We start from the raw sequence: 21,455 nt of genomic DNA on the forward strand, positions 1-21,455 counted from the left end.
TCAGCGGATACGACATGCACTCTAATCACAAGACGCACTTCCTTGTTGCTCTCACGACCCTCATTATTGGTGTTGCTACGGCCATTGCACCACTAAACAGCGCCGCGAGCCAAAATGAGCTTTCTGGTGTAAAAAGTGAGATAAAGCGTCAACAGCAGGGATTAAGCCAGCAACAAAAAGAGCTAGATAAGCTGCAAAAGTCGTTACGTGAGCAAGAGATTGGCATCTCGAACATTGAAAAGAATATTCAATCCACCACCTCACAACTGGCCACGGCTAATCAAAATATTGATAACCTACATCAGCGTGTTATTGCCCTCACTGAACAAAAAAAGATTCAGCAAAAAATATTAGCTGAACTCGTACAGACGTATTACATCACCAAGCAGAACCGTAATACCTCTAGTATGTTTAATAACAACTCCAACGATGATCGCATCAGTCAATACTATCAGCACCTTGCTGCCGCTCGGGCCGACACATTAGAACAACTGTCCACCACGGAACAACAACTTGTTGAAAGTGAAAGAGCCCTTGAATTAGAGCGCAACCAAATCGCGCAGCTGCTTCAACAACAAAAAGACAAACGCGATACATTGGCAAAAAATCAACGTAGCCGGAAAAGCACACTCGGCAAGATCAAGAAAAGCATCTCCAGTGATAAAACCTACTTAACTGAATTGCAGCGTAATGAAACCCGCCTAAAAGCCGAGATTGTCAAAGCCGCCAAACGTAATCAAGTCCCCATGGATGGACTCGCCAGACAAAAAGGCAAACTGCCATGGCCAATCAAAGGCAGCGTTTTACATAACTTTGGTACCAAGCAAACAGGCCAAGCAAGCTGGAAAGGCATGGTTATTTCCGCCAAATACGGCACGCCCATCAAGTCTGTCTACTCGGGCACGGTCGTATTTGCTGATTACTTACGGGGATATGGGCTGGTAGTGTTGCTCGATCACGGCAAAGGTGACATGACACTCTATGGCTACAACCAAACGCTACTCAAAAAAGAAGGGGACAAAGTCGCCGCTGGAGAAACCATCGCACTGGCTGGTGACACGGGTGGGCAATCAAGAGCCTCGCTCTATTTTGAGATTCGTCGCAACAGTAAAGTTCAAAACCCAAAAAGCTGGCTAAAACGCTAATCAAACACAGCCTTAAGGGTAAGCCTTACTAGTAGCTTGTTACTGGTAGTTTATTACTGGTAATAAGCCAATGCCGTATCAATAAGTCGCTGGATGCAAGCTCGCGGTAACTGATTAATCCCACCCGCGGCTTCTCTCCCTCCCCCTGTATCAAATTGACTACAGATTGCAGCAGCGCCTTGCTTATTGTTCAATGGCGCACGTACCGACACGGTATAACAGACCTGCCCATCACTCCCTCTTTGCTCTCGTTCTACTAACGTAATATGCGCACGCGAAGGGTGTCGGTTGGCGAGTTCATTGATATACGTCCCTGACATACGCCTTGCCGCCGCCGTCGCAGGTAGCGACACCACTTGGAGCGTGTCAGAATCAAAAAGCGTCGTCGCTTGACTCAGTGCCGACTGATCTTTTTCAAATGCTGCTAATAATACGTAATACGGGGAATAGGCATCTTCTCTGCATGCAAAGGGCGTTCGATAGCGTAATAGCTGTTGGTATAAATCGACCGGAGAAACATGCAAATCCTCCAGCTTTTCTCCGTAGCCATTGTAGTTAACCAAGGTGCCTAGTTGACGCAAAAAATGCCGATCAACATCACTGAGATTTGCTTTATCCGCCAGTGACTCCGCGCTAGCAATCATATTGTCTCCATACGCCGCAGTGATTGCCCATAATCGATGTTGCCCTGCAAGTTGGTCATTGACGATTAAGGCCGTACAAGTGTTCGCATCGAGATCGATATGACGGGTCAAATACACCGACTCTGGTGGCTGTGTTGCCTTGTGATGATCGATATAGGTGACGGGGACCTGATGAGCTAACAGAGCATTGAGTGCCGCTCTGTTCTTATCCATCGAGATATCAAGTACCGTTACCGAGCTAACCTCTTGAAGAGGTACGCGCTCAAGCAACGCAATATCACGCTTAATACCGGAGATGAGTTTAGCCGGTTTGGGATCTGACAACCTCAGTTGCAATAGCGACAATATACCATCCGCATCGCCATTAAAAACATCGTAGTGCATCTTGCGTCCTTTCATCGGAAATAGTTGCGACTGAATAACAATAAACCCTACTGTGGCAGCAGGGTTTATTGAAATACGAATTGGCTATATGACATGAGCGAACAGTGTGTCGCTGCTAACTAAGCGCTCGCGCCACCCATCATTTTTACGCCATCTTCAAGCAGCGCGAGCTGCTCTTGGCCTTTTGATGTCGCCACTGGCTTAACCACATTAATCATATGCAGCATCCCTTGTTGAATCACCTCTTCCGTGATTTTAGTCTTGGGAGACATAGCAGATTGATAGCTCAACCAACCCACGGCCATCATATGTAATGTCGTCACCATGGACTTTAGCTCTTTCTCGTTTAAGCAAAGTAATTCAAGCTCAACAAAGGCACGCAGTATATTGACTAAGTTTCCTTGTAATCTCTCTTGCACGACGATGTATTCTTCATGCAGCTTTTCGTCTCGCTGTAAGATTTCTGGCAAGTTAGCGTAGAAAAAACGGTACTTCCACATCAGGGTAAAAATCGAATTGAGGTAATGCTTCAGCAACGCTAAGCTTTCTTGCTGCCCTTGAACAGGCGTAAATCGCTCGATCAACTCCTGAGAATAAAGCGTGAAAATATCGCGAACAATTTCTTGCTTGTTGCTGAAATGATAATACAGGTTACCGGGACTGATCTCGATATAAGCAGCGATATGGTTGGTCGTCACGTTACGTTCACCGTCTGAGTTGAATAACTCAAGGGCGGCATGCACTATTTTATCACGCGTTTTCATTCTCAATTATCCTTTGCCTGTTTTGCGCTAGTATACGTGTTCAACTTGTGAGCGAAAGCGTGAGATCGCAATAGTCTGACTGGTTCGACCAACTAAATACAAAAAAAGCACTCACAAGGAGTGCTTTTCACAAATCTAAGAGACTGACGATTTATTCTACTTCGTCCATTTTACCAAGTAGGTTACGAATGCGTTCTTGCCATTGGGTGTGCTCACGCTGCATAACTTCAGCCTTTTGTTCAAGTTCTTCGCGGCTGCTACGCAGCTCGTCTGCTTGACTAGCCAGTTGAACTTTCTCTTCCTTCAACTCTTCAACTTCCATTTGAAGAAGAGCGATAGTGTCAACTGCAGTTTGAATTTTTGCTTCTAGTTGTTCCAGTACTTCAAAAGACATCTCGGCCTACCTTGTTAAATTCTATGTAATGAAATAGCTTCATTCTACGTTGCCCCATTCTACTCAGCCTCGAGAAGATAGACACGCCCTATATTGCAGATTTTTCACTATTCGGTCAAAAAAACAACGCAAACTAACAAAAGGCGTATTCAAACCATACCAAGTACTCGCTTCTATGCCTTGTCGTTCAATATTCTTACTCCTATTGCATTGAATAATCAGCTAACTACACTCAGCTTTGCGCAGTATCAAACAAAAAAGCAAACGTTTCCTTCTTGGTATGTTAAAATTCGCGCCGTAAATTCTTTTGTCAACTTTCATCTATTGGAGTCAATATGAAGCGCGATTTAGCGATGGCTTTTTCACGAGTTACCGAAGGTGCCGCTCTGGCTGGTTATAAATGGTTAGGACGTGGCGATAAAAACGCCGCGGATGGGGCTGCCGTTGAAGTAATGCGTACCCTACTGAACAAAACCGACATCAGTGGTGAAATCGTTATCGGTGAAGGTGAGATTGATGATGCACCAATGCTGTACATTGGTGAGCAGGTTGGCATTGGTGGCGATGCCGTTGACATCGCGGTAGATCCAATTGAAGGTACGCGCATGACAGCAATGGGACAGTCAAATGCCTTGGCTGTGCTTGCAGCTGGAGAAAAAGGCAGCTTTTTAAAAGCACCTGACATGTACATGGAGAAACTGGTTGTCGGCCCTGGCGCTAAAGGGGCTATCGATCTAAACCTATCACTAACCGATAATTTAACGAATATTGCTGCAGCACTAGGTAAGCCGTTAGATACGCTGGTCGTGACCACACTCGCTAAACCGAGACACGATAGCGTTATTGCTGAAATGCAAGCCATGGGAGTTCGTGTCTTTGCGGTACCAGATGGTGATGTGGCCGCTTCAATCCTAACCTGTATGCCAGACAGTGAAGTGGATGTGATGTACTGCATTGGCGGCGCACCTGAAGGTGTAGTATCGGCTGCGGTTATTCGCGCACTGGATGGCGACATGCACGCTCGCTTACTACCTCGCCACGAAGTAAAAGGCGACAACGAAGAAAACCGTAAAGCAGGTGAGCTTGAGTTGGAGCGTTGTAAAGAAATGGGTGTTGAAGCGAATGTCTTGCTAAGAATGGAAGATATGGCTCGTAGCGATAATGTTGTTTTTTCTGCGACAGGAATTACCAAAGGTGACCTCTTAGAGGGAATTACACGCCAAGGCAATATTGCTACCACAGAGACACTGCTGATTCGTGGTCGTTGTCGTACCATTCGTCGCATTAAATCGATTCACTACCTAGAGCGAAAAGACCCTGAGATCCGAGGCATTATTCTGTAGTGTCGACGTATTAACGAAAAAGCGCTGCAACGGCAGCGTTTTTTATTGCTATCTAGTTGATAGTAAATAATTTGCTTTATAAAGCGTATCGGCCATAATAGCATCAGTTATTGATTCTCACTACACTATCGAGCAACCGGACCACGACATGAAAGCTACTGACCACATCATCGATATCATTAAGCGCGAAGGTGCGGTCACGGCAAAGTACGTTGCACTCAGGCTAAAGATCACGACCATGGGAGCTAGACAACACCTTCAGTCTCTTGAAAATGAAGGTTTGCTGCACATCGAAGATGTAAAGGTCAAAGTGGGCCGCCCCAACCGCCATTGGTCTTTAACTGACAAAGGTCACGCGAACTTCTCCGATCGACATGCCGATCTCACGGTTCAATTTATTGATGCTATTGAAACGGTGTTTGGTTCTGACGGGCTAGAAAAAGTGGCAAAAGAGCGCGAATTAAACACTCTCGCTAACTATGCCGAGCAATTGACAGGGCTCAGCGACCTCGAAAGTAAAATCATCAAACTCACCGAATTACGTGAGAAGGATGGCTATATGGCAGAATATCAAAAAGATCATTCAAGCTTTATTCTGATTGAAAACCACTGCCCTATTTGTAAAGCAGCGAGCCGATGCAAAGCCCTATGCCAATCTGAACTCAATGTCTTTCAGTCTCTTGTTGGCGAAAACACCCGCGTCGAACGAGATGAGCATATCGTCTCTGGTGCACGACGCTGCGTCTATCGTTTCACTCAACAAGAGCAATAAGCTCTCAGCTCTTAGCTCTTAGCTCTTAGTGTCTTATTATTGAGACAGCACACAATTAAACTGTGACTTTGATCGATAACTCCTAACCTCATTGTACATGCATGGAGCAATGTTAGATGAGGACGAATCATGGCTGATCCACTTATGCTGCCTTCTTTCGATGAGCTTGCGGCAATGGCAAAGCACAATCCCGAGCAACTTAGTCGCTTACGTCAAAACCTGTGTCAGGAGCTGATAGAGTCTTGCTCAACAGAAATGCAACCTCGCCTGCAAGCACAACAATCACACATTGAACGAGTGCTTAAACGTGCCAACAACCCTATTCATGCCAACGTATTATTGCGACAAGAGCTGCATCGACAATTTATGAAATTCTCACAAGCACTCAATGGCGAACTGGGCGACGGTCAACCAAAAGCGACCATTTTACCTTTCAACAAAAAAGAAGATTGGCGATAAAAAAGGAAGCACTCGCTTCCTTTTTAGTATTTAAACAAATGCAGTATTTAGACTGGGTCTTTACCAAATTGATTATCGCCAGACGTGCCTTTTAAAAAACCACACTCGACTAAGATCCACAGTCCACAGCCAATCGCTGCTAAAGAAATCATGTTCTGCAGTAATGAAGGTTGCGCTGCGGTAGCCGGGTCCAGAGTAGGTAGACTTAAACGCCCTATCACCAAAGGAATATTCAGTAGCAACCACCAACTCGATTTATTACGGTCATGCCATCGCTTTGCGGTAATCAGCAAATCCGGGATCAAAATAACCAATAAGAACGCAGGCAACAAAATATGGATAGCCCCAGGCGCTAACACGTTCATGCCCTGTGCAAAACCCACAATACTCAAATAATAACAAACGTTCCATACCCAAAACGTTTTACGGCCAACTCGCCCTTGTGACGAAAATAGCAGTGATTTAAACGACATTACCTATTCTCACTTTACTGACTGATTTTTTGGAAACACGACTTATCCATGTCCCGTATGTTCACCGTCAAGCTCTTCAAATGCCCGGCTTGCTGCTTGAGGACATCCATTAACTTCCTCGACAGTTCTCGCTTTTGCTCTTCCGTTCGACCCGATAAAAGCTCGAAACTAATATGCACAAAATCTTCGCTGTCACCATGCTCGCCAATGAGCCAATTGTGGCACCGTAGAGAGCGAGACTTAACTGAGTCCATTTCAAACAAGCCACAGTGTAGCGTAACTTGATGCAAGTCCTCCAGTAAGCCTTGTATATTCAAGCGTTGATCAGCCGTATTTGAATATTCCATTACCAGATTTGGCATCATCTTTCCTTTGAATTGAGAGCTAAGCGACAAGGTATAGCAAGCTAAAAGGAAAATTCCGAGAACTAATCTACTATTCTGTTTACCAAGTCACGATGATGGGCATACTCACAACGATTCATGAAAGCGAGAAAGTCATGACTCCAATCATGATCTACATGAATTAATCTGTTATATTCTTTCGTATTCACGTTTGTTTTTTACATTCGTACTTTTAAAAACATTGATTTTGGAGAAAATCTTATGCGTCAACCTGTAGTTATGGGTAACTGGAAACTCAATGGCAGCAAAGCAATGGTCACGGATCTGCTTACTGCACTTAATGCGGAACTTGAAGGCGTAACTGGCGTTGATGTAGCCGTTGCTCCACCAGCACTTTACGTTGACCTTGCAGAGCGTACGCTAACTGACGCGGGTAGCGCAATCATCCTTGGTGCTCAAAACACTGACGTGAACAACAGTGGTGCTTTCACTGGTGATATGTCTCCAGAAATGCTGAAAGATTTTGGCGCAACTCACATCATCATTGGTCACTCTGAGCGTCGTCAATACCACAACGAATCTGACGAGTTCATCGCTCAGAAGTTTGCATTCCTAAAAGAAAATGGCCTAACGCCTGTTTTCTGTATCGGTGAGTCTGAAGCTCAAAACGAAGCGGGCGAAACGGAAGCGGTATGTGCTCGTCAAATCGACGCAGTAATCAACAACTCAGGTGTTGAAGCGCTTAACGGTGCAATCATCGCATACGAACCAATCTGGGCTATCGGTACTGGTAAAGCAGCAACAGCTGATGATGCTCAACGCATCCACGCTTCTATCCGTGCACACATCGCAGCAAAAAGCGAAGAAGTGGCGAAGAACGTTGTTATCCAATACGGCGGTTCTGTTAAGCCTGAAAATGCTGAAGCTTACTTCGCACAACCAGACATCGATGGTGCTCTAGTTGGCGGCGCTGCACTAGACGCGAAAAGCTTTGCAGCTATCGCAAAAGCAGCGGCAAAAGCAAAAGCTTAAGCTTATTGCTCAATAGGTGAGCGCCAGCAACGACGCCACCTATTGAATCAGACATAAAAAAACCGCCGATAAGTCAGCGGTTTTTTTTATGTCTGAACATTGCTCTCCAACGGTATGTTCACTCCAAAAGTAGAAGTGAACATGACTCATTGGTTGGTATAACTATTAGAACAACTCTTCAGCAACTTTGTACAAATCATCGCGTACAGGGCGCTTCATGTTCTCGATCGCATCAATAATATCGTGATGAACAAGGATCTCTTTCTGAATACCAACACAACGTCCACCATGACCTTCCATCAATAGGTGTACCGCGTAGTTACCCATGCGAGATGCCAGTACTCGGTCAAACGCTGTAGGACGACCACCACGCTGAATATGGCCAAGAACCGTTGCACGAGTCTCACGACCTGTTGCATCTTCGATTTCTTTAGCAAGATCATTGGCGTCCATCATAAGCTCTGTTAACGCTATAATGGCGTGCTTCTTACCTTTGGCAATACCATCTTGAATATTGCTAATCAGTTGCTCTTTATTAAGGCCAGTTTCTGGTGTAATAATGTACTCACAGCCGCCTGCAATAGCAGACATCAGTGTCAGATCACCACAGTGACGACCCATGATTTCTACAATAGAGATACGTTGGTGAGAAGACGATGTATCACGTAGACGGTCAATCGCATCAATAACCGTGTTAAGTGCTGTCAGGTAACCGATAGTGTAATCTGTGCCAGCGATATCATTATCAATCGTGCCCGGTAGACCGATACATGGGTAGCCCATTTCAGTCAGTTTTTTCGCGCCCATGTAAGAGCCGTCACCACCCACAACCACTAGCGCTTCAATACCGTGCTTCTTCAAGTTTTCAATCGCTTTCTCGCGAACTTCGACTTCTTTAAATTCTGGGAAACGTGCAGAGCCTAGAAATGTACCACCACGGTTAATAACATCAGAAACACTAGAACGATCTAGTTTTTTAATGCGATCTTCATAGAGACCTAAATAACCGTCGTAAACACCGTATACTTCTACGCCTTCTGACAAAGCCGTACGAACCACACCGCGTACCGCAGCATTCATACCAGGTGCGTCACCACCACTTGTCAAAACACCGATTTTCTTAATCATGCTCACCCTCGATTTAGCAATCTAATTTCAATTTAAGTATGGCGCACTTCGCGACATACGGAATTCTTATTGTTTTCGCTACGTTTACATCACTTCTGCTGCTTTTTCATCGCATCAGCTTCGTAAAATCGTCTTGTTCCCCAAAACATTGACGACGTAACTTTATTACTTATGTAAGAGTATTACAGTTTATAGGCTAAATTGTGTTGATTCACATCAGAATCGCACTTTTTTATCACGAGCCCTAACAATAGACAATCAATTTTCGTTATGCCACAACTGCAATCTATCACCCTTTTTCCCCATCCTACCAATCCGCTTCTAACTGCTGTTTTTCGTCTTTGATCACCACAGAGTAAGGGTCTTGATGAATAAGTACATCCGATTCAGGAAACGCTACCATCAATTTTTCTTCAACTTCATCGGCAATTCGATGCGCCTCAATTAATGGCATTAAATCATCTAACTCAAGATGTAACTGAATAAAACGAACAGGGCCAGACATGCGTGTTCTTAGCTGATGAACACCTAATACCCCTTCCACTTCAGTACACACTTGTCGAATTTGCTGTAATTCTTCCTCAGGAAGCTGCCTGTCTAACAGCGATTGAACGGCGGTGTACGCCATTTTAAAGGCACTAATCAAAATAAACACACCAATTCCGATCGCGAAGACGGAGTCAGCTTGACCAATTCCATACCAACTCAAAGCAAGTGCCAACATGATAGCGGCATTCATATAAATATCAGTTTGATAATGTAACGAATCAGCAGCAATGGCCTGACTGCCAGTTTTTCTAACTACGTAGCGCTGAAAAGCAACCAACCCAGATGTCACCACTAAAGCAAAGAGGCTGACATAAATACCTAATTCTGGCGAACGAAGTTCGGTTGGCCTGAAAAAATGGTCAATCCCGTTAAGAATAAGGAAGCAAGCAGAACCGGAAATAAACATCGCTTGCGCCAACGCAGCAAGAGACTCCGCCTTACCATGGCCAAAAGTATGTTCTTTATCTGCGGGTTGAAGTGCATACCGCACGACGACTAAATTGACCGCTGAGGCAGCAATATCAAGTAAGGAATCGATCACAGAGGCTAACAAACTCACCGAGCCCGTAGTCCACCACACGATAATTTTGGTAATCAATAGAAGGGTGGCAATGATGGTTGCAGCCCAAGCTGCCATTGTGACGAGTTTTGCGTAACTGTTTTTCATCTTCCGTGACGTTTTAGCTCAACATGACGCAAGTATACTTATTATTAGTGACAAAAATAGAAAAAGTGGCCAATTGGCCACTTTTAAAATATATCCACAGCGAAGCTAAGTGAAGTCTATTAGTAGAAACAGCGTTACTTTGCCGCTCTTGATTCCATTTTGCTTACGCACTTTTGCATGCGCTCTTGCTGTACTTCTTTAAGCTTGTTTTTTTGCTCTGGCGTCAAGATGCTGAGCATCTCATGTTGTTTTTCCATCATTTTAACGCGACGCTCAGTTTGTTGAGCTACCATTTCAGAAGCGAGTTCGTTGGCTGCTGTGGCATCAAATGTATCAGCAAGGACGACATCTTGCATTTTTTGATGGCGAGCTTGCATCTCTGTTGCTTTAACACCAATGTTGCCACTGTGCTTAGCTCTCATCTCTGACTTCATCGATTTACGCATCTCTTTCATCTGTTCTTTCTGCGCATCCGTCAAATCAAGTTGGCTAAACATGTTACGGTCGAAACCACCACATTGACCATCACCACCCTTACCGTGGTGACTACCACCTTTACCACCGTAGGCCAATGCACTCGCCGTCGCGAACGTTAATGGAAGAATAGCTGCAGCAAGAACCAATTTTTTAGTCAGTTTCATAATCAATACCTTTGTTTTGTGAGGGTAGCTGCGTTTGCATCCATTTGCTTTGCAGCGCTTGAGTATAGAATAGAACTTGCTACGTAAAGCAACGCACACAGAGCGTAAAGAATCGTAAAGATAGATATTTACAATAATTAACGCATTATTATTACCACGTAGTCCGTATTTAAGAGATGGCCCCATAATGAATATTCTAATTATTGATGACGACACCGAACTCACAAGCTTATTGAAAGACATCTTGAGCTTTGAAGGGTTTCAAGTCAGCGAGGCCAATGACGGCCTAGCAGGCTTGGAGGCGATGAACAACGATATCGATCTTGTGTTGATGGACGTCATGATGCCACGTCTTAATGGTATGGACACATTGAAAAAACTACGAGAAAAATGGCAAACGCCAGTGTTGATGCTAACCGCTAAAGGCGAAGAAATTGATCGTGTGATTGGCCTTGAGCTTGGTGCCGATGATTACCTGCCTAAACCTTTTAGCGATCGAGAGCTTCTAGCACGCATTAAAGCTATTTTACGCCGCACACAATCTACCCAAACAGAGCCAAGTCGTGATTGTGTTTGCTTCGATGACATTGAGGTTTTCCCCGGCAAACAAGAGGCAATATGCCAAGGACAAACCATAGAGCTCACCAGTACCGAGTTTGCATTACTGCATTACTTCGTCTTAAAGCCGGGTGAAACCCTGACGAAAGAAGCTCTCAGCCTAGATGTATTAGGAAAGCGGCTATCCGCCTTTGATCGTGCAGTCGACATGCACGTGTCTAACTTAAGAAAGAAATTACCAGAAAAACAAGACGGTAAACCTAGAATCAAGACGCTACGTGGCCGAGGCTACCTGTTTGTTAAGGAGTAATGATGAAACTGCCTAATTTCACCAGCTTATATGGCCGCATCTTTGCTATCTTCTGGTTTACCATGTTGCTGGTGCTTATTGCCGTCCTCTCTTTACCTCACCTTGATCCACGCGTCGCTCGTGAAGTTCAAGGTGAACACCTTGAACGACTATACAAATTACGCGATAGCGTCGAAAAGCGCTTCGATGGTCAAAAAAATCTGGGTAAAATCATTTATCGTTTTGATAAACCCCCGACACGGAAAAACAACCACCGGAACTCTAGTGGACCAAGACTATTTATCGCTGACATGGATGGGAACATCTTAAGCACTCAGCGCCATGAAGACTTTAAAATAAAAGCACTAAAGAATTTCATTACCTCGGTAGAATCACCACAGAAACCGATGCAAAAACTCTATGGTAAATACATGCTCGCGGGTCCAGTACCGGTCACACTTGCCGAGCAAGATTTACAGTTATTCATTGGCTTAAAGTGGAACCAGCCCCCCCCTTTTCTACTGAGAATGTTTGATAAACCATTCCAGCTACTGCTCGTTGTCATGGTCGTGAGCACCCCATTATTACTCTGGCTTGCGTGGGCATTAACGCAACCTGCGAGACGCTTAGAGCGTGCTGCAAAACGAGTAGCAAAAGGTGAATTTAAGCCAGATCCAAGCTTAGAAAAAGGCACCTCTGAATTCAAACAAGCGGGTGCAAGCTTTAACCAAATGGTGGCGGCAGTGAATCAAATGATTTCAGGTCAGCAGCGATTACTGTCCGATATTTCTCATGAGTTACGCTCCCCCTTGACTCGTCTGCGCATGGCTACCGCTTTGGCGACTCGTAAACAGGGAGAAAGCTCCGAACTCTCCAGAATAGACACCGAAGCACAACGCCTCGAACAAATGATTTGCGAGCTGCTTGAACTGTCTAGAATGAACACTGATAGCCATATTGTTCGTGAGACTCAACCCGCGAGTAGCTTATGGGAAGCCATATTAGATGATGCACAATTTGAGGCGGAACAAATGAATAAAACGCTCACATTTTCAACCATCCCAGAGGCAAGCGTGTGCGGAAACCCAAAACTACTCATGAGTGCCATCGAAAATATCATTCGTAATGCGATTCGTTATGGTGATACGGTCATTAATGTCAATATTCAGCAGCACTCGGAAAGCTTGATTATCACCGTTGAAGATGATGGTTCTGGAGTTCCAGAAGATGAATTGAGCGATATTTTCCGACCTTTCTATCGAGTCTCAACCGCGCGAGATCGCGACTCAGGAGGAACTGGGCTTGGGCTAGCAATAACACAAAGCGCCATACTGCAGCACAGTGGCCAAATTGAAGCATCTCGCAGTGAGTTGGGTGGACTTAAGATGCGTGTAGAGCTGCCCTTGGCCTAAGACCTAAATCACTCTATCAAGCGATATAGATTCTGCTATCTTTGTGGTAGCCTCGCAGTTATTGCTTAGTCTAAAAGGTATCAAAACCAATGAAAATTTTTAGTAATTTCGATAGTGGCAACATATCTGTTGTCAACGCTGATAACAAAGATGATATTCAACTACGTATCAACAACGATAATCAATCTGAATTCTATCAATGGTTTCACTTCCGCCTAGAAACGACGCCGGAGCAGTCACATACCATTAAGCTTATTGATTTGGCTAAATCCGCCTATCCTGAAGGTTGGAAAGGCTATGATGTGGTTGCCTCTTACGATCGTGAAGAATGGTTTCGTATTCCCGCCGAATTTGATGGCGACACGCTCTCATTTAACGTCATTCCTGAGCATGGTTCTATTTACTTTGCTTACTTTGCGCCTTACACCTATGACCGCCATCAAGACCTGCTGCACATGGCGCAAAGCGCGCACCACTGCTCATTAGAAACACTTGGTCATACGCTAGACAATAATGACATGAGCCTGCTTACCTTTGGTGAGCCGGAAGAAGGAAAAAAGAAAATCTGGGTCATTGCGCGTCAGCATCCTGGGGAAAGCATGGCGGAATGGTTCATTGAAGGTATGATCCAGCGTTTACTTGATGACAGTGATACTGTAAGCCGAGCGTTACTAGAAAAAGCCGTTCTGTATGTCGTCCCTAATATGAACCCAGATGGCAGTATTCGTGGACACTTAAGGACTAACGCAGCAGGGGTTAACCTCAACCGTGAGTGGCAAACCCCTTCAATGGAGCAGAGTCCAGAAGTCTTCTTGGTGCGTGAGCGTATGCTAGAAACTGGCGTGGATATGTTCCTCGATATCCATGGCGACGAAGCCATCCCTTATAATTTTGCTGCCGGCTCTGAAGGCATCCCTAGCTACGATACTGCTTTTGCCGAGCTAGAATCCACGTTCAAACAAGCATTATTAACGATAACACCTGAATTCCAAGATGACATCGGTTACGACAAAGACGAACCAGGCAAAGCCAACCTGACCGTTGGTTCTAATTGGGTAGCAGAGCAATTTCACTGCTTGTCGTACACAATTGAAATGCCATTTAAAGATAACAACAGCTATCCAGACCCTCTTTATGGTTGGTCACCCGAGCGCAGCGTTATCTTTGGCCACGATATGCTCGCTGCAACCCTTGCTGTGAGCGACAAAATCTAACGACATGAATTAGAAAGGATATCGCCCTATGCTAAATGCACATCCATTGGTATAGGGCTTTCGGATTCCCTTCGCCACTTTGCTTATACCGCGAACTCCTCCACACTCCCCTTGAACACATTACCAACCACATAAGGTATACTCTCGCCATAATTTAGAAATTAGTGAGAAGTCACGTGATGTTTGATATCGCACTCTACGAGCCAGAAATCGCTCCTAATACCGGTAATATTATCCGCCTAAGTGCCAATTGTGGTGCTAATTTGCATCTCATCGAGCCGCTAGGGTTCGATCTTGAAGAGAAAAAAGTGAGACGTGCTGGACTGGACTACCATGACTTAGCCCGTGTAAAGCGACACAAAGACTATGCCGCGTTCATTGCCTACTTAGATGAGCATAACCCGGGGCATCGCATCTTTGCCTGTACGACAAAAACGACGGGACATCATACCGATGCTAACTTTAAAAAAGGGGACGTGCTGTTATTTGGTCCAGAAACTCGCGGGTTGCCCGCAGATCTTATCGATAGCCTACCTATGGAACAGCGCATTCGCATCCCAATGATGCCTGATGCACGAAGCCTAAACTTATCCAATGCGGTAGCTATTATCGCTTACGAAGCATGGCGTCAGTTTGATTTTCAAGGTGCAAGCTAATTGCTGACACAAAGGTAACGACTACGCACCACGCTGGTGTTGCCTTTCTTGCAGACAATAAAAAACCCAGCTAAAAGCTGGGTTTTCATTACATGACAAATTGAAACCAATCAATTACTTGATTTTAGCTTCTTTGTACATAACGTGCTGGCGAACAACTGGATCAAATTTCTTGATCTCAAATTTACCTGGCATGTTACGCTTGTTTTTGTCAGTAGTGTAGAAGTGACCAGTACCTGCAGAAGATACTAGACGAATTTTCTCACGAATGCCTTTAGCCATTTGCGTAATTCCTCTTAAACGTTCTCGCCACGGGCACGTACGTCAACAAGAACAGCATCGATGCCTTTCTTATCAATGATACGCATACCTTTAGCGGTTAGACGTAGTTTAACAAAGCGTTTTTCGCTTTCTACCCAGAAACGATGAGTTTGTAGGTTCGGCAGAAAACGACGCTTAGTAGCATTTCGTGCGTGTGAACGGTTGTTACCCGTTACAGGACGCTTACCAGTTACTTGGCATACTCGGGACATGAATGTCTCTCCAAATCGTTTCAGCTCGATATCAACCTTGGTGGCCGAACCTCAAATACAAGAGGCCTTACCATTATGGAATACCCATACAAGGCTATCAAAGGTCGCGCATTATACTAACTTGCAATGCATTGCTCAAGACCCGAACAGATCCTTTTTTAGGATTTGTTGATCTTTTTGCTGCGAGCTGGCGTTAGATGATACTTTTAGTGCGCGAATAATAGCAGAAAAATATCAAAACAAAAGACCCGTCTCACAGATATTACAATAAAAAGTTAATTTCATCGCCAATCTGGTCAAATCCAGCCTCTTTCCGCAAATGATACCACTTCCCCCTCTCCCACCACAAAATGGTCTAACACTCTAATATCCACTAAACCCAATGCATCAGATAACCTTCTGGTTATTCGCCGATCGGCTTGGCTAGGCTCAGCAATGCCAGAAGGATGGTTATGAGCAAGTATCACCGCAGCAGCATTATGGGCAAGTGCACGCTTAACCACCTCTCTCGGATACACTGACGCTGCGTTAATGGTCCCCTCAAACATCACTTCATCAGCAATGACGCGATGTTGATTATCCAAAAACAGCACGTAGAAGGCTTCTCGCTGACGATCTCGAAGCATGCTCGTCAAATACTGCTTGGTGTGCTCGGCACTTTGCAGCGCATCGCCACGCTCTATCCGTTCGGACAAATATCGCTTGCTCATTTCCAGCACCGCTTGTAATTGAACATACTTTGCAACGCCCAACCCTTTATGCTGACAAAAATCCTCAGCTGAGGATGAAAAAAGTGCCCGCAATGAACCAAAGCTCTTAATGAGTGAGTCAGATAACTGAATCACATTGGTGCCCTTAATACCGGTTCGTAAAAAGATAGCAAGCAGTTCAGCATCGGTTAACGCTGAACTGCCCTGCTTAAGCAGCTTTTCTCGTGGAAGTGACTCTGGCGGTAACAATTTGAGCCCCATAACTGACACCTATTTATTCTATAAATGAAGATGTCGGTTATTTCCTAATCATCGATAGAAAGATAGTCCGGTGACACCCAGACGCGAGATAGGCGCTATTTCGCTGTAATAATGATGTTTCTTTATACTGAGCGACGCGTGAGAAATGCTTGAAAGTAGCGAGATTCGGACGCATTTGCTATCTTAGCCGCAGCTAAATTTAAGGAGCTAGTTATGCAAACGTTGGCGGGAAAAAAAATACTACTTGGGATCAGTGGCGGTATCGCTGCTTATAAATGTGCCGAGCTGACTCGTCGACTCATTGAACGAGGCGCCCAAGTTCAAGTGGTCATGACAAATGCAGCCAAAGAATTTATTACTCCGCTCACCATGCAAGCTGTCTCTGGTCGCCCTGTTTCTTATAGCTTGCTAGATCCAGCCGCCGAAGCATCAATGGGACATATTGAACTCGCAAAGTGGGCTGACTTGGTTTTATTGGCACCTGCGACCGCCGACCTGATCGCCAGAATGTCTGCAGGCATGGGGAATGATTTACTGACGACTTTAGTCTTGGCGACTGACGCTCCGATTGCCGTCTCTCCTGCTATGAATCAACAGATGTATCTTAATGTCGCGACCCAAGAAAACATCGCGACACTTGCTCGTCGCGATATGATGATTTGGGGCCCAGCCGCGGGTGAACAAGCCTGTGGCGATGTTGGTCCTGGTCGCATGTTGGAGCCAATGCAACTCGTAGAGAAGTGCGAGCAATTCTTTAGCCCTAAACCTTTAGCCGGTAAATCTGTCGTCATTACTGCTGGCCCAACCCGCGAAGCGATTGACCCAGTTCGTTATATTTCCAACCATAGCTCTGGAAAAATGGGATTCGCATTAGCCTCAGCCGCCCAGCAGCTCGGTGCAGACGTCACTCTTATTGCCGGCCCCGTATCAATGACAACGCCACACGGCGTTAAACGTATTAATGTGGTCAGTGCTGAGGATATGCATCAAGCCGCGATGGCACAAGCCACCAGCCACGACGTTTTTATAGGTTGCGCTGCTGTTGCTGACTACCGACCCGTTAATATTGCAACTCAGAAAATCAAGAAGACTGCCGATAATGATGATATGCAAATCACTATGGTGAAAAACCCTGATATCATCGCCGCCGTTGCCGCGTTATCAGTCTCTCGACCATTCACCGTTGGGTTTGCCGCAGAAACTCAAGATGTCGAAGCGTACGCTTTAGATAAGCTCAAACGTAAGAATCTGGATATGATTTGTGCAAATGATGTCTCTGTGGAAGGACAGGGCTTTAATAGCGACACAAATACGATTACCGTGTACTGGAATGGTGGCCAGCAAACGTTAGGCTGCGCAACAAAGCTAGCACTCAGCCATAGCATTATGCTGACAATCGCCGATCAAATGTTGGCTGTGAGCTAGCAAAACACGATTTAGCAAGACACATTAATAGAAGCCCATCCTGACCCCGTAGGTTTATGCCAGGTGCACGCGTGATTTCTACAATCAGATAACGCTTGAGAATTGAACAGAGATTGTTACCTAGCTCAATCATTTAGCATCTAAACCTACGTGGATAAAATGACCTTAGGTACACTATTTAGTCTACTTAAGGTTTTTTGTGATCAATTGGCAAAGCTGTAATCAAAAGGAATAGGATTTATGTCCGTTACGAGAAAGTCGAATAGAAAAGAGGAAATCCTGCAAGCTCTTGCTCAAATGCTAGAGTCAAACGAAGGCACCTCTCGCATCACAACCGCTAAACTTGCCAAGCAAGTGGGTGTGTCTGAAGCGGCACTCTATCGTCATTTTCCAAGCAAAGCTCGTATGTTTGAAGGATTAATTGAGTTCATTGAAGAATCGCTCATGTCTCGTATTAATCGCATTCTAGACGAAGAAAAAGATACCCTTACCCGTATTCAACTTGTTTTACAGCTCATTTTGGTTTTTTCCGAGCGTAACCCAGGACTCAGCCGTATACTTTCCGGTCATGCCCTGATGTTTGAGAATGAACGATTACGCGATCGTATCAATCAGCTCTACGAAAGAATTGAGACATCTTTACGTCAAATCTTGCGTGAGCGCAAAATTCGCGAAGGAAAAAGCTTTCCTGTTGATGATAAGATCCTTGCCGCGCAATTACTTGGTCAAGTTGAAGGCAGCCTGAACCGATTCGTTCGCTCTGATTTTAAGTATTCACCAACAGCAACCTTTGATGAATATTGGGCACTCCTAAAATTGCAACTACAGTAACCCTTATGAAAATAGATAAGAAACCCGATTTCACTCTATCCTTACTGCACCCAAAACACTGGGGTGTCTGGGTTGGATTTGGCTTACTCGCCCTCATCGTCAACGTACTACCATACTCCTTACTGTTTAGGTTAGGTCGTGGTATTGGCAAGTTTGGTATGCGATTTGGGGGCAAACGCGCCGATATCGCTCGTCGTAACCTCGAGTTAGCTTTCCCGGAAAAAACGCCGCAAGAGATGGATGACTTTATTGAAGAGAATTTCAAAAACTCTGGCATGGCGTTAATTGAGACTGGTATCACTTGGTTTTGGCCAACTTGGCGTTTTCAGCGCTTACTCGTCGTCAAGGACATCACCGCTCTCAAACAGCATGACGCTGATAATAAAGGGGTGCTCTTGTGCTGTGTACACGCCCTGAATCTAGAAATTACCGCCCGCGCCTTTGCCGTCTTAGGCCTACCTGGCTATGGGGCTTATCGTCCACACAGCAACCCTGCCTACGAATTCATTCAATATCGTGGACGCACACGCAATGGTAACCAACTAATTTACCGCACCGATTTAAAAAAAATGATCAAGGTTATGCGTCAGGGTCACCGTCTGTTTTATCTTCCAGATCAGGATTATGGCCACAATAAATCGGTTTTTGTGCCTTTTTTCGCGGTGCAAGAGACCTGTACAACAACAGGCACCAGTATATTGGCTCACACCAGTCGCTGCGCGATTGTGCCGGGCTCTGGCTTTCGAAACTCCGATGGCAAGTATGAAATCATTGCCGGTCAATCCATCGAAGATCAGTACCCTAAAAAAGACGATGTCGCTGCCGCAGCCTATATGAATCACTATGTCGAAGAGATTATCTTGCGAGCGCCAGAGCAATGGTTATGGATGCACAAGCGCTTTAAGTCTCTTCCTGATCATTCACTCACTAACTCTCGCTATCTATAGGAGTGCTATGAGCAACCAAAATAATACTGAGAAGCACCTCTATGACCCGCGTTTTCAATGGTCTTTCCTACACCCAAAACATTGGGGAACATGGTTAGGCATTCTGCTCGCGGCGTTTTTAGCGTTTATTCCGGCTAAACCTCGCGACCGCTTTGCTCGCTATCTATCAACGTTCATTGTTAAAAAGAACGGCCGTGTCATACGCCGTGCTCGTATTAACCTAGAGAAATGCTTTCCGGAAAAGTCGCCGCAAGAAATTCAAGCCATTGTTGATGAAACCTTTGCCAAGGCGGCGCAGTACTTATTGGGTTACTCTGAATTTTTAGTACGCTCGACCAAGCACAACCAAAGCCGTGGTGTGATGATAGGCGAAGAAAACTTACTGCCTCTGCTCGATGCCGGAGAAAACGTCATCATACTCGCGCCACACGCGTGGGCCGTTGATTACCCAGCGGTCATGTTGGCCGCTCAAGGGCATAAAGTCACCACGATTATGAAGCCACAAAACAATCCTATTGGCGACTGGCTCATGCATGTACAGCGCATGCAATATGGCGGCAGAATCTTTGCTCGTAGCGCGGGTGTTAAGCCATTCGTACGCTCTATCAAGGATGGCTACATTGGCTACTGGCTACCAGATGAAGACCATGGCCCTCAAAACTCAGTCTTTGTCCCTTTCTTTGCAACAGAGAAAGCAACGCTAAAAGGATTTGGTAAAATGTCCCGGCTATCACGAGCAAAAGTGGTACCGGTATTACCTGCCTATAACGACAAAACCAGCCAATATGAAGTCCACATCCTTCCAGCGATTGAGGACTTCCCAACGGGTGATGAAGAATCAGATGCTCGCGCCATGAACAAGGCTATTGAAGATCTACTAAGAGAAAGACCAGAACAATATATGTGGAACTTGTATCTACTGGAAACACAAAGAGACGGTTCTAGGATCTACCAATAACAAAAAAGGGCTTATCGTCATCCACGGTAAGCCCTTTTTACTTGTCTCGTCCTATCAAGTGATAGTGCCTTCAAACCCTCTCACCTAACACCCTAGTTCATTCATTTTCGTTCTGGCTGGCAGACCTCACAAAAGAAGGTGTTTCTCTGGCCTATCTTTTGCTCTTTAATCTCCCCGCCACACAGCTTGCAGGGCTCACCAGCTCGACCATACACCAATAATTCTTGGGCAAAATATCCAGGCTTACCATCTGTTTGGGAGAAATCTTTTAGCGTAGTGCCCCCTTGTGCAATGGCCTGGGTGAGTATCGCTTTTATCTCTTTAACAAGCCGTTGCCAATCGGACATGTTTAAACTGTGAGTTGCTGTTAATGGATGGATACCGGCACTAAACAAAGATTCACTTGCATAAATATTACCAACACCGACCACATTCGTATTGGTCATGATAAACGTCTTCACTGCAACACGCTTATTTTTAGCCCGCTCCATCATCCACTGCGCAGAAAAATCATCCGTTAGTGGTTCTGGTCCACAGTTGTCCAAAAGCTCATGAGACTCGCCAGGCGCACACCATAACCATGCGCCAAAGCGACGAGGATCGTTATAACGCATGACCTTACCATTGCTTAACACTAAGTCGACGTGGTCATGTTTTTCTGGTGGTGGAGGGCTATCAAGAACTCGTAAGCTCCCCGACATCCCCAGATGAATGATAGCGCTACCTTTTGCGGTATCAACCAACAGATATTTAGCACGTCGGCGAATATTTAAAATCGCTTCACCGTGTAACTGGTGAATATCTTCAGGGATCATCCAACGTAACTGACGCTTACGAACAACTATTTCTTGAATGGTTTGATTAAGTAAATGTGGGCTAATACCAAGACGGGATACCTCTACTTCTGGCAACTCAGGCATAA

At 45.2% G+C, this 21,455-nt stretch carries 25 protein-coding genes; 13 read left to right on the top strand and 12 right to left on the bottom strand.

Annotation, left to right across the window (positions count from 1 at the left end):
* Positions 1–14: 14 nt before the first annotated feature.
* On the top strand, positions 15–1,145 hold the full coding sequence (locus L4D74_RS19370) for a murein hydrolase activator EnvC family protein (protein ID WP_428754099.1): 1,131 nt from the start codon (positions 15–17) through the stop codon (positions 1,143–1,145).
* A 53-nt stretch (positions 1,146–1,198) separates the two neighbouring features.
* Here L4D74_RS19370 and L4D74_RS19375 read toward each other — a convergent pair whose 3' ends face one another.
* The 3 genes from L4D74_RS19375 to zapB all read right to left on the bottom strand — a co-directional run bounded on the left by L4D74_RS19375 (position 1,199) and on the right by zapB (position 3,331).
* On the bottom strand, positions 1,199–2,173 hold the full coding sequence (locus tag L4D74_RS19375; RefSeq protein ID WP_428754100.1) for a DHH family phosphoesterase: 975 nt from the start codon (positions 2,171–2,173) through the stop codon (positions 1,199–1,201).
* 119 nt (positions 2,174–2,292) lie between these two features.
* Positions 2,293–2,937, bottom strand: a complete 645-nt coding sequence (locus L4D74_RS19380; protein WP_428754101.1) for a TetR/AcrR family transcriptional regulator — start codon at positions 2,935–2,937, stop codon at positions 2,293–2,295.
* A 151-nt stretch (positions 2,938–3,088) separates the two neighbouring features.
* Positions 3,089–3,331 carry a cell division protein ZapB gene (gene zapB / locus L4D74_RS19385; protein WP_428754102.1) on the bottom strand — a complete coding sequence of 81 codons (243 nt, stop codon included), beginning with the start codon at positions 3,329–3,331 and terminating at the stop codon, positions 3,089–3,091.
* A 335-nt stretch (positions 3,332–3,666) separates the two neighbouring features.
* On the opposite strand from zapB, the gene glpX reads away from it, so the two are divergent.
* The 3 genes from glpX (at position 3,667) to L4D74_RS19400 (ending at position 5,905) form a co-directional block, all read left to right on the top strand.
* Complete coding sequence (glpX, locus tag L4D74_RS19390; RefSeq protein WP_428754103.1) at positions 3,667–4,674, top strand: class II fructose-bisphosphatase; 1,008 nt, start codon at positions 3,667–3,669, stop codon at positions 4,672–4,674.
* A gap of 148 nt (positions 4,675–4,822) precedes the next feature.
* Positions 4,823–5,446, top strand: coding sequence for a helix-turn-helix transcriptional regulator (locus L4D74_RS19395; RefSeq protein WP_428754105.1), 624 nt, complete (start codon positions 4,823–4,825; stop codon positions 5,444–5,446).
* A gap of 129 nt (positions 5,447–5,575) precedes the next feature.
* A complete protein-coding gene (locus tag L4D74_RS19400) occupies positions 5,576–5,905 on the top strand; it encodes a DUF3135 domain-containing protein (RefSeq protein WP_428754106.1) in 330 nt (109 codons plus the stop codon).
* Between the two features lie 47 nt (positions 5,906–5,952).
* On the opposite strand, the gene L4D74_RS19405 is transcribed toward L4D74_RS19400, so the two are convergent.
* Complete coding sequence (locus L4D74_RS19405; protein WP_265674863.1) at positions 5,953–6,378, bottom strand: DUF805 domain-containing protein; 426 nt, start codon at positions 6,376–6,378, stop codon at positions 5,953–5,955.
* 14 nt (positions 6,379–6,392) lie between these two features.
* Entirely contained in the window at positions 6,393–6,740 is a 348-nt protein-coding gene (locus L4D74_RS19410) for a 5-carboxymethyl-2-hydroxymuconate Delta-isomerase (RefSeq protein ID WP_250618693.1), read from the bottom strand.
* A gap of 243 nt (positions 6,741–6,983) precedes the next feature.
* On the opposite strand from L4D74_RS19410, the gene tpiA reads away from it, so the two are divergent.
* Complete coding sequence (gene tpiA, locus L4D74_RS19415) at positions 6,984–7,754, top strand: triose-phosphate isomerase (protein WP_250618694.1); 771 nt, start codon at positions 6,984–6,986, stop codon at positions 7,752–7,754.
* A gap of 165 nt (positions 7,755–7,919) precedes the next feature.
* On the opposite strand, the gene pfkA is transcribed toward tpiA, so the two are convergent.
* The 3 genes from pfkA to L4D74_RS19430 form a co-directional block, all read right to left on the bottom strand.
* Positions 7,920–8,882, bottom strand: a complete 963-nt coding sequence (gene pfkA, locus L4D74_RS19420) for a 6-phosphofructokinase (protein ID WP_428754107.1) — start codon at positions 8,880–8,882, stop codon at positions 7,920–7,922.
* Positions 8,883–9,189: 307 nt separating this feature from the next.
* Positions 9,190–10,098 carry a CDF family cation-efflux transporter FieF gene (gene fieF, locus L4D74_RS19425; protein WP_428754109.1) on the bottom strand — a complete coding sequence of 303 codons (909 nt, stop codon included), beginning with the start codon at positions 10,096–10,098 and terminating at the stop codon, positions 9,190–9,192.
* Between the two features lie 134 nt (positions 10,099–10,232).
* Positions 10,233–10,739, bottom strand: coding sequence for a CpxP family protein (locus L4D74_RS19430; RefSeq protein ID WP_428754110.1), 507 nt, complete (start codon positions 10,737–10,739; stop codon positions 10,233–10,235).
* 184 nt (positions 10,740–10,923) lie between these two features.
* Between L4D74_RS19430 and L4D74_RS19435 the strand changes: the two genes are divergently transcribed.
* The 4 genes from L4D74_RS19435 to L4D74_RS19450 all read left to right on the top strand — a co-directional run bounded on the left by L4D74_RS19435 (position 10,924) and on the right by L4D74_RS19450 (position 14,868).
* Entirely contained in the window at positions 10,924–11,607 is a 684-nt protein-coding gene (locus L4D74_RS19435) for a response regulator (RefSeq protein WP_428754186.1), read from the top strand.
* Positions 11,608–11,609: 2 nt separating this feature from the next.
* Positions 11,610–12,998 carry an envelope stress sensor histidine kinase CpxA gene (cpxA, locus tag L4D74_RS19440; protein ID WP_428754112.1) on the top strand — a complete coding sequence of 463 codons (1,389 nt, stop codon included), beginning with the start codon at positions 11,610–11,612 and terminating at the stop codon, positions 12,996–12,998.
* Positions 12,999–13,087: 89 nt separating this feature from the next.
* The gene (locus tag L4D74_RS19445; RefSeq protein WP_428754113.1) at positions 13,088–14,212 is read left to right on the top strand and encodes a M14 family metallopeptidase; all 1,125 of its coding nucleotides are present in this window, start codon (positions 13,088–13,090) and stop codon (positions 14,210–14,212) included.
* A 179-nt stretch (positions 14,213–14,391) separates the two neighbouring features.
* Entirely contained in the window at positions 14,392–14,868 is a 477-nt protein-coding gene (locus L4D74_RS19450) for a tRNA (cytidine(34)-2'-O)-methyltransferase (RefSeq protein ID WP_428754114.1), read from the top strand.
* A gap of 114 nt (positions 14,869–14,982) precedes the next feature.
* On the opposite strand, the gene rpmG is transcribed toward L4D74_RS19450, so the two are convergent.
* The 3 genes from rpmG to radC form a co-directional block, all read right to left on the bottom strand.
* A complete protein-coding gene (rpmG, locus tag L4D74_RS19455) occupies positions 14,983–15,150 on the bottom strand; it encodes a 50S ribosomal protein L33 (protein WP_002535344.1) in 168 nt (55 codons plus the stop codon).
* A 14-nt stretch (positions 15,151–15,164) separates the two neighbouring features.
* Positions 15,165–15,401, bottom strand: a complete 237-nt coding sequence (gene rpmB, locus L4D74_RS19460) for a 50S ribosomal protein L28 (protein ID WP_076589033.1) — start codon at positions 15,399–15,401, stop codon at positions 15,165–15,167.
* Between the two features lie 296 nt (positions 15,402–15,697).
* Positions 15,698–16,372: a RadC family protein gene (radC, locus tag L4D74_RS19465; RefSeq protein ID WP_428754115.1), complete on the bottom strand. Its 675-nt coding sequence runs from the start codon at positions 16,370–16,372 to the stop codon at positions 15,698–15,700.
* Between the two features lie 213 nt (positions 16,373–16,585).
* On the opposite strand from radC, the gene coaBC reads away from it, so the two are divergent.
* From coaBC to lpxM, 4 genes are all read left to right on the top strand, one after another.
* On the top strand, positions 16,586–17,797 hold the full coding sequence (gene coaBC, locus L4D74_RS19470; protein WP_428754116.1) for a bifunctional phosphopantothenoylcysteine decarboxylase/phosphopantothenate--cysteine ligase CoaBC: 1,212 nt from the start codon (positions 16,586–16,588) through the stop codon (positions 17,795–17,797).
* 240 nt (positions 17,798–18,037) lie between these two features.
* On the top strand, positions 18,038–18,628 hold the full coding sequence (gene slmA / locus L4D74_RS19475) for a nucleoid occlusion factor SlmA (protein WP_250618704.1): 591 nt from the start codon (positions 18,038–18,040) through the stop codon (positions 18,626–18,628).
* 5 nt (positions 18,629–18,633) lie between these two features.
* Positions 18,634–19,575: an LpxL/LpxP family Kdo(2)-lipid IV(A) lauroyl/palmitoleoyl acyltransferase gene (gene lpxL, locus L4D74_RS19480; protein ID WP_428754118.1), complete on the top strand. Its 942-nt coding sequence runs from the start codon at positions 18,634–18,636 to the stop codon at positions 19,573–19,575.
* Positions 19,576–19,582: 7 nt separating this feature from the next.
* On the top strand, positions 19,583–20,533 hold the full coding sequence (gene lpxM / locus L4D74_RS19485) for a lauroyl-Kdo(2)-lipid IV(A) myristoyltransferase (RefSeq protein WP_428754119.1): 951 nt from the start codon (positions 19,583–19,585) through the stop codon (positions 20,531–20,533).
* Between the two features lie 101 nt (positions 20,534–20,634).
* Here lpxM and mutM read toward each other — a convergent pair whose 3' ends face one another.
* Complete coding sequence (gene mutM / locus L4D74_RS19490; protein ID WP_428754120.1) at positions 20,635–21,453, bottom strand: bifunctional DNA-formamidopyrimidine glycosylase/DNA-(apurinic or apyrimidinic site) lyase; 819 nt, start codon at positions 21,451–21,453, stop codon at positions 20,635–20,637.
* Positions 21,454–21,455: the final 2 nt, after the last annotated feature.

Source organism: Vibrio cionasavignyae, from assembly GCF_050337155.1.
GTDB lineage: Bacteria > Pseudomonadota > Gammaproteobacteria > Enterobacterales > Vibrionaceae > Vibrio > Vibrio nomapromontoriensis.

Bases quoted from the DNA above. Each gene is read 5' to 3' on its own strand.
- lpxL (WP_428754118.1), top strand. From the start codon at position 18,634: ATGAAAATAGATAAGAAACCCGATTTCACTCTATCCTTACTGCACCCA.
- fieF (WP_428754109.1), bottom strand. From the start codon at position 10,098: ATGAAAAACAGTTACGCAAAACTCGTCACAATGGCAGCTTGGGCTGCA.
- L4D74_RS19405 (WP_265674863.1), bottom strand. From the start codon at position 6,378: ATGTCGTTTAAATCACTGCTATTTTCGTCACAAGGGCGAGTTGGCCGT.
- glpX (WP_428754103.1), top strand. From the start codon at position 3,667: ATGAAGCGCGATTTAGCGATGGCTTTTTCACGAGTTACCGAAGGTGCC.
- L4D74_RS19375 (WP_428754100.1), bottom strand. From the start codon at position 2,173: ATGCACTACGATGTTTTTAATGGCGATGCGGATGGTATATTGTCGCTA.
- L4D74_RS19395 (WP_428754105.1), top strand. From the start codon at position 4,823: ATGAAAGCTACTGACCACATCATCGATATCATTAAGCGCGAAGGTGCG.
- lpxM (WP_428754119.1), top strand. From the start codon at position 19,583: ATGAGCAACCAAAATAATACTGAGAAGCACCTCTATGACCCGCGTTTT.
- slmA (WP_250618704.1), top strand. From the start codon at position 18,038: ATGTCCGTTACGAGAAAGTCGAATAGAAAAGAGGAAATCCTGCAAGCT.
- L4D74_RS19400 (WP_428754106.1), top strand. From the start codon at position 5,576: ATGGCTGATCCACTTATGCTGCCTTCTTTCGATGAGCTTGCGGCAATG.
- mutM (WP_428754120.1), bottom strand. From the start codon at position 21,453: ATGCCTGAGTTGCCAGAAGTAGAGGTATCCCGTCTTGGTATTAGCCCA.
- L4D74_RS19370 (WP_428754099.1), top strand. From the start codon at position 15: ATGCACTCTAATCACAAGACGCACTTCCTTGTTGCTCTCACGACCCTC.
- L4D74_RS19445 (WP_428754113.1), top strand. From the start codon at position 13,088: ATGAAAATTTTTAGTAATTTCGATAGTGGCAACATATCTGTTGTCAAC.
- zapB (WP_428754102.1), bottom strand. From the start codon at position 3,331: ATGTCTTTTGAAGTACTGGAACAACTAGAAGCAAAAATTCAAACTGCA.
- pfkA (WP_428754107.1), bottom strand. From the start codon at position 8,882: ATGATTAAGAAAATCGGTGTTTTGACAAGTGGTGGTGACGCACCTGGT.
- cpxA (WP_428754112.1), top strand. From the start codon at position 11,610: ATGAAACTGCCTAATTTCACCAGCTTATATGGCCGCATCTTTGCTATC.
- L4D74_RS19410 (WP_250618693.1), bottom strand. From the start codon at position 6,740: ATGCCAAATCTGGTAATGGAATATTCAAATACGGCTGATCAACGCTTG.
- rpmG (WP_002535344.1), bottom strand. From the start codon at position 15,150: ATGGCTAAAGGCATTCGTGAGAAAATTCGTCTAGTATCTTCTGCAGGT.
- L4D74_RS19380 (WP_428754101.1), bottom strand. From the start codon at position 2,937: ATGAAAACGCGTGATAAAATAGTGCATGCCGCCCTTGAGTTATTCAAC.
- tpiA (WP_250618694.1), top strand. From the start codon at position 6,984: ATGCGTCAACCTGTAGTTATGGGTAACTGGAAACTCAATGGCAGCAAA.
- coaBC (WP_428754116.1), top strand. From the start codon at position 16,586: ATGCAAACGTTGGCGGGAAAAAAAATACTACTTGGGATCAGTGGCGGT.
- rpmB (WP_076589033.1), bottom strand. From the start codon at position 15,401: ATGTCCCGAGTATGCCAAGTAACTGGTAAGCGTCCTGTAACGGGTAAC.
- radC (WP_428754115.1), bottom strand. From the start codon at position 16,372: ATGGGGCTCAAATTGTTACCGCCAGAGTCACTTCCACGAGAAAAGCTG.
- L4D74_RS19430 (WP_428754110.1), bottom strand. From the start codon at position 10,739: ATGAAACTGACTAAAAAATTGGTTCTTGCTGCAGCTATTCTTCCATTA.
- L4D74_RS19450 (WP_428754114.1), top strand. From the start codon at position 14,392: ATGTTTGATATCGCACTCTACGAGCCAGAAATCGCTCCTAATACCGGT.